General features: G+C 56.2%; 8 protein-coding genes. 6 read left to right on the top strand and 2 right to left on the bottom strand.

Features of this window, described 5'->3' with window-relative positions; translation table 11 throughout:
* Nucleotides 1-16 precede the first annotated feature (16 nt).
* The 5 genes from AU11_RS05255 (at nucleotide 17) to AU11_RS05235 (ending at nucleotide 5504) form a co-directional block, all read left to right on the top strand.
* Entirely contained in the window at nucleotides 17-1465 is a 1449-nt protein-coding gene (locus tag AU11_RS05255; RefSeq protein WP_043317002.1) for an NAD-dependent succinate-semialdehyde dehydrogenase, read from the top strand.
* Between the two features lie 71 nt (nucleotides 1466-1536).
* Nucleotides 1537-2700 (top strand): mandelate racemase/muconate lactonizing enzyme family protein, encoded by a 1164-nt coding sequence (locus tag AU11_RS05250; RefSeq protein WP_043317000.1) that lies wholly within the window; start codon nucleotides 1537-1539, stop codon nucleotides 2698-2700.
* Nucleotides 2701-2806: 106 nt separating this feature from the next.
* Complete coding sequence (locus tag AU11_RS05245) at nucleotides 2807-3814, top strand: 2-dehydro-3-deoxygalactonokinase (protein ID WP_197023767.1); 1008 nt, start codon at nucleotides 2807-2809, stop codon at nucleotides 3812-3814.
* A gap of 25 nt (nucleotides 3815-3839) precedes the next feature.
* On the top strand, nucleotides 3840-4472 hold the full coding sequence (locus AU11_RS05240) for a 2-dehydro-3-deoxy-6-phosphogalactonate aldolase (protein ID WP_043318233.1): 633 nt from the start codon (nucleotides 3840-3842) through the stop codon (nucleotides 4470-4472).
* Between the two features lie 69 nt (nucleotides 4473-4541).
* The gene (locus AU11_RS05235) at nucleotides 4542-5504 is read left to right on the top strand and encodes a DUF4862 family protein (protein ID WP_043316998.1); all 963 of its coding nucleotides are present in this window, start codon (nucleotides 4542-4544) and stop codon (nucleotides 5502-5504) included.
* An 82-nt stretch (nucleotides 5505-5586) separates the two neighbouring features.
* Here AU11_RS05235 and AU11_RS05230 read toward each other — a convergent pair whose 3' ends face one another.
* Nucleotides 5587-6930: a family 16 glycosylhydrolase gene (locus AU11_RS05230; protein WP_043316997.1), complete on the bottom strand. Its 1344-nt coding sequence runs from the start codon at nucleotides 6928-6930 to the stop codon at nucleotides 5587-5589.
* Between the two features lie 119 nt (nucleotides 6931-7049).
* On the bottom strand, nucleotides 7050-10649 hold the full coding sequence (locus AU11_RS17675; protein WP_197023766.1) for a LamG-like jellyroll fold domain-containing protein: 3600 nt from the start codon (nucleotides 10647-10649) through the stop codon (nucleotides 7050-7052).
* A 360-nt stretch (nucleotides 10650-11009) separates the two neighbouring features.
* Here AU11_RS17675 and AU11_RS05215 point away from each other — a divergent pair, with 360 nt between their 5' ends.
* Complete coding sequence (locus AU11_RS05215) at nucleotides 11010-13445, top strand: glycoside hydrolase family 42 (RefSeq protein WP_043316995.1); 2436 nt, start codon at nucleotides 11010-11012, stop codon at nucleotides 13443-13445.
* The last annotated feature ends 1 nt before the right edge of the window (nucleotide 13446 follow it).

Here is a 13446-nt window from a genome sequence, read left to right as displayed (position 1 = left end):
CAACAGGGGACTGAATATGGCACTGGCCAAACGCATGTACATCGGGGGCGAGCTGTGTGGTGACGGCTACCTGGACGTGGTCAATCCGGCAACCAATGAAGTGGTTGGCAGTTTTGCCGAGGCGACCGTAGCCGATGCCCACAGGGCTTTGGAAGCCGCTCAGGCCGCCTTCCCTTCATGGTCTGCCACAAGCGTCGCCGAGCGCGTCAGCTGGATGCACAAGCTGCGCGATGTCGTGCTGGCGAATGAGGCGCACCTGCGCGAATGTATTCACCTGGAAATGGCCAAGCCCTGGGCGGCCACCAAAGATGACTACCAGATGCTGGTGCACAGCCTGGAGTTTTACGCGGAAGAAATTACCCGTATGCACGCCGAGTCCCTGGTGGACCGTGAAGGCACCCACGTGCACACCCTGTCCCGTCAGCCCGTTGGCGTGGCAGCGGCCTTCCTGGCCTGGAACTTCCCACTGCTGAATCTGGCCTACAAGCTCGGCCCGGCTCTGGCCGCCGGCTGTCCGATTGTGATCAAACCGTCTTCCAAAACCCCGCTTTCCGCCTATGCGGTGGGCGAGCTCTGCGCCGAGATCGGCCTCCCAGCCGGTGTGGTCAATATCATTTCTGGTACGGATCACGAGATTGGCGATGCGATTTCTGCCTCTACGATTCCTGCGCTGCTGACCCTGATTGGTTCCACCCAGACCGGGTTGCATGTCATGCGCACCGGTGCCACGTCCATCAAGCGCTACTCCATGGAGCTTGGTGGTAATGCGCCGGCATTGGTATTTGCCGATGCGGACCTGGATCTCGCCGCCGATGTGATTTGCGGTGTGAAGTACGCCAACTCTGGCCAGATCTGTGTAACACCTAACCGGGTGTTCGTGGAAGCTGGTGTGGCGGACGCATTCCGTGAAAAAGTGCTGGCTCGTGCCGCAGCGGTAAAAGTAGGTTACGAACGGGACGGCGATATTGATATGGGGCCGGTGATTGATCACCGCTCTGTTCAGCGCATTGATGCACTGGTTAAAGACGCAGTAGAGAAGGGGGCGACCCTGGTACACGGCGGCAAGAAGCCGGAAGGGCTGGATGAAAGCCTGGAGAAGGGTGCCTTCTACGCGCCGACGGTACTGGACGGTGTTAATAACGGCATGCGTTTGTACAGCGAAGAAGTATTTGGGCCAGTGATCAGCCTGCTCACCTTTACTGATGAAGATGAAGTGATGGTGCAGGCAAATGACACCGACGCCGGTCTGTCATCCTATATTTTCACCGCCGATATCGAAAAAGCAGAGCGTTGCGCGGCGCAGCTGCAATTTGGCGAGGTACAGATTAACGGTATTAAATATGCCATCGACCTGCCGCATTGCGGAGTTAAACAATCCGGCATCGGGGTGGATTGTTCACACCTGGCACTGGACGACTACTTGGCACCGAAACGTGTGTCGCGCGCCATTAAAAAATATAACTGAAATTATTTTCAAAACAGTTTCGGAGCAATTTTTCCGAAGTGGATTTGGGGATTGAGTTAAGGGTTAACTCCATGAAAATAACAAAAATCATCAGTCATGTGCTGCAGTACGATCTCGAAGAAGAGCTCGGCTATTCACAGCAGTACTACCTGAAGCGCACCACCCACTTGGTGGAAGTGCAGACCGATGTGGGCATTACCGGTTGGGGGGAATGCTTTGGTGGCGGTAACGTGGCCTTTGCCAATAAAGCCATTGTGGAAAAAGTCATCCAGCCGATGATTCTGGGGATGAACCCTCTTAATCGGGAAGTGATCTGGCACACCGTCTACAACCTGTTGCGGGATCATGGCCAGAAGGGTATGCCCATGCAGTCCCTGTCCGGTGTGGACATTGCCTTGTGGGACATCGCAGGTAAAGCCCTGAATCAGCCGGTTTACCAACTGCTGGGAGGCGCCTTCCGAGAACGTATTCCTGCGTACGGTTACGGCATGATGCTGCAGCGTGTACCGGACCTGAACGAACGTTTTGCCGAGGAAGCCGTTGCCATCCGCGAGAAGGGCTTCCGCGCAATGAAAATGAAAACCGGCCTCGGACACAAGAAAGATGTTGAGCTGGTGGAAGCCGTGCGCAATGCCATTGGTGATGATGTAGGCCTGATGGTTGATGCCAACCATGCCTATACCACTCGTGAAGCTATCCCCATGGGGCGCGAGTTTGAAAAGCTGGGCGTCGACTGGTTTGAAGAACCGGTAGCACCGGAAGACTACCGCGGCTATCGGGATCTATGCGAAGCCCTGGATCTGAATATTTCTGGCGGTGAGTGTGAGTTTACCCGCTGGGGCCATCGCGAACTGATTCAGAATCGCTGTGTGGACATTCTGCAGCCGGAAGTGTGTGCTCTGGGCGGTATTACCGAATACCAGAAAGTGCTGGCACTGGCCACGGCGAACTTTATTCCGGTGATCAACCATGTGTGGGGCTCCGCGGTTGCCGTAGGCACCAACCTGCACCTGCTGGCGGCACTGCCGGACCTGCCCGGTGCCGCGCATCCGGTACAGCCGATGCTGGAGTACGACACGACACCAAATCGCTTCCGCGAAGAGCTGCTCACCGAGCCGCTGCGTATTCAGGAGCAGGTCGCGGAGAGTGGCGGTACGGTTGCGCTGCCAAAAGGCCCGGGTCTTGGCATCGAGCCAGACCGCGACTTTATCAAGCACTTTGAAGTCGACGCCTAACGGCTAAATACCTGCCGCATCACGGCACAAAACTGTATACCCCGGCGGTCTATCTGGCATTTACCCAGTAGTCGACCGGGGTTTTTACTTTCTGATGGATCAATCCATGACTGAACATGTAAATACCTCGCCCGCATTGATCGGCGTCGACTGGGGTAGTTCAAACTTTCGCGCATTTCTGATGGATCGCAGTGGCACCTTGTTGCAGGAAACCTCCAGTCCGAAGGGCATGCTGACACTCAGGCAGGAGGAGTTTGAATCCTTTCTGATAGAGCAAATTTCACCCTGGTTGGAAGATGGAAAGCTGCCGGTACTGATGACCGGCATGGTCGGCAGCGCCCAGGGCTGGAAAGATGCCGGATATGTGGATTGCCCGCTCGCACTATCGGCAATGGGTAAGACGCTGTTCCAGCTGGAAAATCGCCAGGGACTTTCCATGGCTATTGTGCCCGGCGTACGCGGCCGCTCTTTCAGTGGATTTGCCGATGTAATGCGCGGCGAAGAGGTACAGATTCTCGGTGCCGAATTATTGCAGGGAAAGAATGAGGGGGCGGATGGATTACGCCTGCTGTGCCTGCCGGGCACTCATGCCAAGTGGGCGAGGGTGGACCTGTGTTCTGCTGCAAGCGGTGACGCTGAGCCGGCGATTTTGGATTTCGCCACCTGCATGACCGGCGAGCTGTTTAACGTCCTGTGTCAGCACAGCATCCTTGGCCGGCTGATTCCTGTTGATGATGCGGGCAAAGTCGCAAGCCCGTTCAATGTTGCCGCGTTTGATCGCGGTGTCGCTGTGTCCACGGAGCACCCAAACCTTCTGCACTCCCTGTTCAGCGCGCGCAGTGCGGTAGTTGCGGGTGCCGTTACCGATACCTTCCAGCTGAACACGGATGAGGTACACAGCTATCTGTCGGGCCTGTTGATCGGTGCGGAAGTGCACACGGTCACCGCCGAGATCGGCCGCCCAGGCCATGTGACCCTGGTAGGTGGTGGCAACCTCACCGCGCTGTACCAGCGCGCACTTGAACTGCGCGACATTCCTTCTGCAAGTATCGACGGCGACAGCGCCGTGCGCCGCGGTCTGGTGGCAATTGCCAGCAACGCTGGCTGGCTCTAAACCATAAGAATTTTTGGAGAAAATCATGACCACTAACGTACTGAACCCTTATCTCGAACCACTTCCCCTGGTGGCCATTCTGCGCGGTGTACAGCCCACCGAAGTAGTGGCTATTGCCGAGACCATCCGCGAAGCCGGATTTCGTATTATCGAAGTCCCGCTGAATTCCCCAGAGCCCTGTGCCAGCATCCAGGCACTGGCGGAAGTGATGGGCGACGATGTACTGGTCGGCGCCGGCACCGTATTGACCGTAGAACAGGTGCGAGCAGTGGCAGAAGCCGGCGGTAAGGTCATTATTTCGCCAAATACCGATGTGGACGTGATTCGCGAGACCAAACGCCTGGGCTTGATTTCCATGCCCGGATTCTGCACGCCGACCGAAGCCCTGGCCGCCGCGGACGCGGGCGCAGACGCGCTCAAACTGTTCCCGGCTACTGCGCTCGGCTCGCAAGGATTCAAAGTGGCCTCGGCGGTACTGCCGGACCTGCCGGTGCTGGCGGTGGGCGGAGTTTCACCGGCGAATATGCCGGATTATCTGGCTGCGGGGTTCTCCGGTTTTGGTCTCGGTTCCGGGCTCTATCGCGCGGGGATGACCGTGGCGCAGGTGCGGGACAATGCCGTGGCCTACGCCTCTGGCTATCGCGCCCTGTCTGCCTGAGCGCAGGAAGGACAAGCGATGATGCCCGGTGTATCATTTCCCGCAAATTCTTCCAGGAGATTGATTCCCATGAAAACCATTCTTGCGGCCTACGCAACAGCGCCTGTAACCGACGATTGGCAGCCAGAGCTGCAGGCCCGGTACCTGGATGGCATCAAACAGCTGAGCAGTATCCGGGGTATTGAACACCCATTTACCGGTCAGTTGCACCCGCACGATGATGACTGGTTTTTGCAGAACATCGACTCCACCTGGGATTTCGTGTTCACGGGTGTGCCGGGCATCATGGGCCGCCTGGGGAAAAACCCGCACTTTGGTATCGCTTCCGACAACCCGGACGGGCGTGCGGAAGGTATCGCCTTCTATCAGCAAATGCGTGCTGCGGTACATAAGCTGAATGCGCATCTCGGGCGCAAGGCGGTGGATTTTATTCAGTTGCATACCAGCCCAAACCGTACAGGAAGTGCATCTTCCGTGGCCTCGTTGGTCGAGTCGCTGAAAGAGATCCAGTCCTGGGACTGGGACGGCGCTGAGTTGGTGATCGAGCACTGTGATGCCTTTGTAGAAGGCGCACAGCCTGAGAAGGGCTTCCTGACGCTCGAGGAAGAAATTCAGGCGGTGTCAGAGGTCAACCGCGCTTGTGGTTGCGAAATCGGCCTGTCTGTCAACTGGGGACGCTCTGCGCTGGAAACCCGCAGTGTACAGGGGCCGCTACAGCACCTGCAGGCGGCGCGCGAGGCCGGGCTATTGCGCGGCTTTATGTTCTCCGGTATTTCTGATCAGGACACCCCTTATGGTGTATGGCGAGATACCCATATGCCACCGGCAGAAATCTTCGAAGGCGGAAGTTTCGCGGAGGGGTCCCTGTTGACCGCTGAGCAGATGAAGGCAAGCCTTGAGGTGGCAGACTGGTCCAGTCTGGATTTTATGGGTATCAAGATTGGTGTGCGCCCTAAGGATTTGGGAGCCGATGCTCGAGTGGCCTATAACCGCGATGCATTGGCGGCGCTGGATTTACTGACGAAGGGTTGATATCCCGCAGTATGTGTTTGGAAATCCAATAAAAAGGGGAGCAATTTGCTCCCCTTGTTCGTTGTTTGACTCAGAATTGCTCTCAGTGCCTCGTGGTTTTGATCTCATGTAAAGCGAGCTCGTCAACATAAACTAGCCCACCCTGTGGCTTGTTGGTAAAGAAGATGGTCACCTCAGTGGTGTTCGGGCCGGTAGTGAACTGCAGGCTCTTTTCATGCCAGCGGTTGAAGAAGTAGCGCACGTTTGAGGTGGCATTGCCGTGGTCTCTTACACCCAGGTAGGCATTGAACCATCGGTCCGCCTGATTGGTGTCGGCGCTATTGGCCCAGGCACTGACGATGTACGAGGTATTGGGTTTTACCGCTACCGTCTGTTCGATGGTGCCACCACTGGTGAGCGATGCCGCCTTGTTGCCATCCGATGTTTCGTTGGTGGTGATGGTGGCGGGACCGCTCCAGCCCTGCAGGTCATTTTCGAAGCTGGGGTTGGTCAGCAGGTTTTCCCGGTTCGGACAGGCGCCGCCAGATTGTCCGTTGGTGCGCTGGTAAACGCGGCTGTAGTCAACGATAAAATCGATACCTTCGGCGCCGTTAAAGTGTTCTGGGCGCAGATCCCAGGCACTGATTTCCCAGTCGAAGGTTTCCATGTCGATCCATGGGCGCTGGGGGTTGGTGGCAACCCAGGCATTGCCCATTTCTTCGCGGGTGACACAGTTTACCAGCGCGCCGTCGATATAGATCGCGACATAGTTGGGATCCCACTCAAACCCATAAACGTGGAAATCGTCAGCGACACCAAAATCAAAGATGTGGTCGTTTTCCCAGATACGTCTGCCGTATGTGGAAGAACCATTGCGCCAGTCGTGAAAGCTGGTGTGAAAACGCTTGCCGGACCAGGGGTTGTTCGGGTTCCAGCCAAAGCTTTCGAAAGCATCGGTCTCACCGCCAACGCCGGTAGTCCAGTAGGAGCTGGAAATGGGGCCCGGTGCGGCCTTGGAACGCATTTCCATATAGCCGTACAGGAAGGTGTTTTTGCCAAGCAGTGCCGCGGTGGTAATGGGCACGTCACCGTATTCCCAGTTGCCCTGGGAGTTGCCGCCGCCATTGCCGTCTGAGAAGTTATGCGCAGGGTCCCAGCGGGCTGTCATATACAGATAGCCATTTTCTACCCGCACGTTATCCGGGTCATATTCGGACGGGGCCCGTCCGCGCCACTGCCCGTTCCATTGGCCGTTTTCCCCCTGATTGAACCACACGTCTCGATCAAAGCTTGAGCCATTAAATTCATCGGACACACTGGGGTTTATGACCCAGCCGGCGCTGTTGTCTGGATCGGATAGTGGTGGTGGAATTGCCTGCGCGGCGGCCTGTTGCCCTGCAGCGACCGCCACGGTGAGCGCAATGGAGGCTGTTAATTTCTTACTCATTGATTTACACCCTTAAGATTTTTTTCTTATTTTTTTGGGGTTTGTACCGATGCTGGCCCGGTATCTCACCGCTATCGGTGCCGGGCCGGCGTTTCGTCGTGGACGTCAATGAAATGACATTACTGGGACACGATGATGGTAATGGTATCCGTAATGGATGAGTCCGCCTTGGAGACAACAGTAATGGTGGCTTGGCCTTCGCCCTGGGCCGTAATCAGACCCAAAGTACTTGGGCTGGCAATTTGCCAGCTGGACGATTGGTAAGTCACGTTTCGTTGGCTTGCACAGCTTGGCGAAACAGTAGTATCCAGAGACAGCGTGTCGCCGACATTCAGGTAAACGGTGCCTTCTACATTGAGCTCGACACTTTCTACTGGTACCCAGTTGGGTTGATTCGGGCCACAAATGCTGTTGTCGGGTTCGGGTTCGGGTTCGGGTTCGGGTTCGGGTTCGGGTTCGGGTTCGGGTTCGGGTTCGGGTTCGGGTTCGGGTTCGGGTTCGGGTTCGGGTTCGGGTTCGGGTTCGGGTTCGGGTTCGGGTTCGGGTTCGGGTTCGGGTTCGGGTTCGGGTTCGGGTTCGGGTTCGGGTTCGGGTTCGGGTTCGGGTTCGGGTTCGGGTTCGGGTTCGGGTTCGGGTTCGGGTTCGGGTTCGGGTTCGGGTTCGGGTTCGGGTTCGGGTTCGGGTTCGGGTTCGGGTTCGGGTTCGGGTTCGGGTTCGGGTTCGGGTTCGGGTTCGGGTTCGGGTTCGGGTTCGGGTTCGGGTTCGGGTTCGGGTTCGGGTTCGGGTTCGGGTTCGGGTTCGGGTTCGGGTTCGGGTTCGGGTTCGGGTTCGGGTTCGGGTTCGGGTTCGGGTTCGGGTTCGGGTTCGGGTTCGGGTTCGGGTTCGGGTTCGGGTTCGGGTTCGGGTTCGGGTTCGGGTTCGGGTTCGGGTTCGGGTTCGGGTTCGGGTTCGGGTTCGGGTTCGGGTTCGGGTTCGGGTTCGGGTTCGGGTTCGGGTTCGGGTTCGGGTTCGGGTTCGGGTTCGGGTTCGGGTTCGGGTTCGGGTTCCGGTTCGGGTTCCGGTTCGGGTTCGGGTTCGGGTTCGGGTTCGGGCTCTGGTTCGGGTTCAGGCTCGGGCACAGTTCCGCCAGCCAACGCCAGGAGGTAGTGATCCACGTTGAAGGCATTTTGCCGGTTGGATACCAGGCGCGTGTTGGGCCGGCCGCTGCCGAGCCAGCTCGCAGGAATGTTCCCGTAAACATACGGGTCCGGCTGCATCGGCTGACGGCGATCGTCGTACGGTGCCATTACGCCGGGACGGAATGCCAGTGCCTCGAGGTCAAGTCCGCCGCGCCCATCGGTGGTGTGACAGCTTAAGCAAAACGAGTTCCCACGGGACTCAGGGCGAGGGCGATCTGCCTGCAGTGGGCCTTCCGGGAAATTGATCGCTTCGCGAACGCCGACCATTCCGTTGGGAATATTCTGCAAGTGCGCGGCGTAGTCGTCACTGTAGTCGTGATAGCACGCATACTGCGAATAGGTGTCCTGCCCGAATTGTTGCAAGACGTCACTGACGTCGTTGTGTGCGTCAGCAGGGAAGGCATTTGCATGAGTGCGCCAGTTGGATGGTGCGCTGCCGGTAATACCGGCGAGTGTGCCTTTTGCATGGTTACAGGCGACTTCCGGATTGACGGTTTCTGAAAATACTTTGAAATCATCAATCCAACCGCGGAAGGAGGGGGTGCCGTGGGCGCCGGCGCCGATCGTTAAGGTACCGGGTTCAAGTGCGAACAGTGGCTGGCCGCTGATAAAGGTATCGACCTTGTAGCCATTGATATAAGTCTCGATTGTGCGGTTGCCGGCGCTCAGCTGAAAGCCCAGGTGTGTCCAGCCGGATAGCGGTATGGCGTCCACTGTGTTCAGGGTATGCACTTGCGCGCCGTCGCTATCGATAAAGGCGATGCGATCGCTGTTTTGCAGGCGGATCTGGGAGCCATCGGGGAATGCAATCAAGGTGCGCTCGCCAGCGTTGTTGCGGCTGTCGATGAAGATACCGTAGTACCAGGGGGTTCCCAGAACACTTTGCGGCTGTTCCGGTATTTCGTACTCCAGTCCGATATTGTCGCCATCCAGCCAATAGCCCTTACCGGTAAATCCGCCGTTGGCGATAATTTCCGCGCGCCCACCTCCGGTCATTTGTGCACTGAGCGGTTTGTTCCAATACAGGGACGTCGCTGAATTCTGGATATGTCCGTTGAGGACCGCTTTTACGTTGTATTGGGTGTTGATCCTCAGCTGCTGCACCATATGCGAAACAATAAAACCATTGGCATTGACGTAATCGTCAAACACGACTTCATCTGTAGATCGACCCGTACTCATCAGCCAGGTGACATCCGCCGGACTGATTGGACGCATATTGTCGAAGTAATTGAAGCGGTGCTCATTCGAGTCAAAAAAACTCGTGTTTGGTACGTTGCCGTTGGGCATAACATCGATGTTACGACTTCGGGTATCGCCCACACGTTTGTACCCTTGATCGGCCCCATTGGGTTCATAGAGCAACACTTCGCGGTGCGCGGTTTCACGCACATCTTCCATGCTGTCCATGTGGTTGATCATGCCGTCCAGCAGCACCATTTTGCCGCGTGTCCACAGCCCTAGAAGTGTGCGTCCGTTGAGCGGTGAATTTTCTGCACCGCCGGAGCAACCGCCATAGGTTGCCTGTATTTCTGGTGGGCAACGGGTGGGGAAACCGGCATTGGACAAGCGCCCGCCGATGGAAGTAAAGGTGATATTGGCACCACTCTTATCAATCCAGGGGTAGGTGCCAAAACCGAAGCCATCGGGAAGTACCAGGCGCTCTCCCCGGTTGTCCAGGGTCTCGAAGGGGTGCATGGCGAAACCATAACGGGTGTTAATGGTGTCATCGTAGGGAGCGTGGCCAATCGGGTAGCGGTCGGTGAATTGGCGCACGTCACAGGCTTCAAAATTGTCTGGGTTGTCGTTTACGTAGTAGACAATATCGGATCGAGCGGAACGGGTACCCCCGTCCGGGTGGCGCCAGGAAAAGGATGCATTGTCCGTACGGTGTACGAGCAGGTGACCGTCACCGGTAATACTGGGTTCAAAAAACGATCCACCGGGAAACGCCACATTGCCTTCCACGGTATTGCCGGCGGTGATTTCGGCAATGTTTGCATCAGCGGTTTTAGGGTTTTCAACCCGGATGTGCACGTCAGTACCGGCCAGGTGGCGGTTCTCCAACTGGGTGATAACAACCAGGTCATAGCAATCATCTGTACCGTCTACGCCACAGGCATAGGGGTTCGCATTCTCTCGGTGGGGCGCGGCGGATGGGTCATCTGAAAGATCCCCGGAAGGGTCACACAGCGTCATGTGGCCGGACGTGCCTCGGATCGGAATATCTCCATCCGGTTGCATTTCATAGGAGTACTCATGGCGACTCATGATTTCCATACCGGCAGGGGACTCGAGAAAGGGCTCGTTGATGTTTTCCGGTTTTAGCAGACGGAAATACACCCCGCGATAGGGCCGGTGGGTTAGCCCGATCCGGCTGTCTTTGCTGGTGGTGAGGGGGGGGATGTAAGGGTTTAGCCAGTGCCGATTGGCACCGCCAGGCACATGGCCCTCTGCCATGTGAATGGTGCGGTCGATACTGGGTCGTTCTGGGGCTGCATGGCCATAGCTCGCTGTGAGTGCGAGTAATACGGCCGGCACGTGAAGTCTCATCGCTAGTTGCCTCCGGGCATTATTTTTATGTAAGTGCTCAAAAAAACCTCGGAAACGGAGGTTTACCGCATTTGAGGAGGGCTCCCTGACAGAGAGAGTAATTAAAATGTAGCATTTAGATAAACATCATACTAATTGTTTTGTGTTATGTGTCGCACGCTTTTCGTGCAAAAACGCTGTCTCTAGTGGATTATTGCGTCAGATCGGAAGAATATTGCGAGCTTAAACATATGATGTTTAAATAAGTGGCATGACCCTGACTTCGAGGCTCCGTGTGAACCCGATGGGTAATCAATGTGAAATCTGAAAACCAATAACAGCCAAAGTCACGCCTGGATCGAGAGAAAAATGAAAAAGACATTGTTGTGCACTGCCATCGCTGCGCTTCTGCCGCTGGGTCTTGGGGCCTGCTCCGAGCAGAAATCGGAAGCCGCCGCACTGGAAAAACCAGCCAATGAGAGCGTGGCCAGTGCCAGCCCGCTGGAAGCCACTGCTCTGGACAAAATCAGCACTCTCGAGGCGCAGGTAAAGAAGGCGCAGGACAAGGGCCTGGATGTTACCCGGGAAGAAACCACCCTCTGGTTTGCGCGGGAATTTCTGAAGTTTGCCAACTGGGATGAGCGGAACCGCGATGCGGTGGCCTATATGTTCGGAGCCTACGCGCCCTATGAAGATAGAAAAGAACAGTTGGCGGATGAGCTGCCGGACTTCGAGCGCAGCAAAGTCATCGAAATCCTCGACGCGAGTATTGAGGAGCTGGGTAAAGTCATCGACGGCTCGATCACACGGCGCCCGGTACCGAAGATTGACTGGGAAAATATCGAAGTCAGCGACAATATGCTGCTGAGCAACGGCAAACCCGCGTTTCTCTATGATTACTTCTCCAAATCCGTCGGCCGCCCTCTGACGGATACCTCGGTGTACAACGATTATCTGGGTGCCATTTACCACGGGGGTGAAAACCTCTACCCGGTGGATCACGACCGTGCCATCAATTCTTTTCTACTAAAGGAGGACGGCACCTTCGATGAGACGCTGATGAAAGAAGTAACCGACATCAACCCGAACAATGTCGGCTTCTTGATTTACTGGAACATGGGTATCCCCGAGTGGGTGGAAAAGAAAGAGCCGGAGGTACGCCTCGGCCGCTCCCTGTTTACCGGCTATGACATCGACAACCCGCTGGTGCGCGATGTTTGGGGCAAGATCGCCAGCCATACCGGCGAGCTGACCCGTGGCAAAAAAGTGACTCAGTTGGGCTATATCCTTGCCAATGAGCCCCACTGGTTCAGTGAAAAAGGTCACTGGAGCCAGAACTTCCAGGAAATGAACGCGATCAGTTCCTATACCCTGAACGCCTTCCGCAACTGGCTCGACGACAAATATCGGGGGGATATCAAGCAGCTGAACGGTAACTGGGACAGTGACTTTGCCAGCTTTGGCAGTGTGCAGATCGATATCCCCATTGACCCGGCCATCCGCGGTACCGCCAAGTGGTACGATTGGTCCCGCTACAACATGGACCGGGCGATCAACTGGTTTACCTTTCTTCAGGGCGAGCTGCGTAAGGGCAATCCGGAGGCGGATACCAGTATCAAAATCATGCCGGACATGTTCACCGAGAACAGCCGCTCTCACGGTATTGATGTGGAAGCGCTCACCGATCTCACTTCAATGATTGGCAACGATGCCAAAACCCGCGAGACGCGCGCCCTGAATCGCGATCAGCCCGAGCCCTGGGAGGCGCATTACAGCTGGTTCTGGGAAGAGATGAGCATGAGCTATGACTTTATGGAGTCTGTCTCGCCGGGAAAAATCCACGTAAACAGTGAAAGCCACTTTCTTTCCGCGTCCTGGTGGCGGGAGCTGGATACCAGTGTGGATTACGTGCATAGCGTCTACTGGCTGGCGACCCTGCAGGGGATGGATGCCAATATGGCCTGGTTCTGGGCCCGTGACCCGGACGGCTCTCCGGAAGATCGTCTTGAGGGCGAGATGAATTTCTTCGACCCGGCACTGGCGGGTTCCTTTGCCGGCTCGGTCAACCAGCAACCGCATATTGCCAACGCCTATACCCAGGTGATGTACGACCTGAACAGCTTTTCCGAAGAAATTATCGCGCTGCGCGAACAGCGCCGTCCCATCCGCCTGTTTTACTCGGAAACCTCGGCCATCAATAAGCCGAAGCATATGAGCGAACAGTGGAAAGCCTACGAGAGCCTGTTCTTCGATGGCTTCCCGGTGGGTTTTGCCACTGAGAATATCATCCGCAAACAGGATCACAGTCAGTGGGATGTAATCGCGGTGCACAATACGGAGTATGTGAGTGCTACTGAGCTGGCTGCTTTGCAGTCTTACCTGAACGAGGGCGGTACCGTGATCGTGGACAACACGGAAAGTCTGAGCATGGATGAGTACGGCAAGCCGCACAGTAAATCTCTAGAGCAGGGCAAGGGCAAGCTCATTATTCTGAATAAAAAGAACGACGTTGCCGCAATGCGAGAAGCCGCGCTTGAAGTGGCTGCCGCGAGCCTGTCGCCAATCAAATTACTTGAAGATAACGGCACCGATCACAAAGGCACCACCTGGCGTGTTGTGCAGCAGGATGACGGCTCTTATCTGGTCAGTATCCTGAATATTGGTAAACATACCGCCAAGCTCAATTTGAGTCTGGACGGCTCCGATACCATTGCCGTAACCGACCTGTTTACCGAAAACGAGATGGGCACTCAATTCGATTTGGCGCCGAAGGGCGTGGTGTTACTCCAGGTGGTGGCCGGTTAGA

This window comes from Microbulbifer sp. HZ11 (assembly GCF_000708675.1).
Classification (GTDB): Bacteria; Pseudomonadota; Gammaproteobacteria; order Pseudomonadales; family Cellvibrionaceae; genus Microbulbifer.
This window is presented reverse-complemented; position numbering and strand designations above follow the sequence as displayed.

Excerpts from the sequence above, each read along its gene's own strand:
- AU11_RS05230 (WP_043316997.1), bottom strand. The coding sequence starts at position 6,930 with ATGAGTAAGAAATTAACAGCCTCCATTGCGCTCACCGTGGCGGTCGCT.
- AU11_RS05235 (WP_043316998.1), top strand. The coding sequence starts at position 4,542 with ATGAAAACCATTCTTGCGGCCTACGCAACAGCGCCTGTAACCGACGAT.
- AU11_RS05255 (WP_043317002.1), top strand. The coding sequence starts at position 17 with ATGGCACTGGCCAAACGCATGTACATCGGGGGCGAGCTGTGTGGTGAC.
- AU11_RS05240 (WP_043318233.1), top strand. The coding sequence starts at position 3,840 with ATGACCACTAACGTACTGAACCCTTATCTCGAACCACTTCCCCTGGTG.
- AU11_RS05250 (WP_043317000.1), top strand. The coding sequence starts at position 1,537 with ATGAAAATAACAAAAATCATCAGTCATGTGCTGCAGTACGATCTCGAA.
- AU11_RS05245 (WP_197023767.1), top strand. The coding sequence starts at position 2,807 with ATGACTGAACATGTAAATACCTCGCCCGCATTGATCGGCGTCGACTGG.
- AU11_RS05215 (WP_043316995.1), top strand. The coding sequence starts at position 11,010 with ATGAAAAAGACATTGTTGTGCACTGCCATCGCTGCGCTTCTGCCGCTG.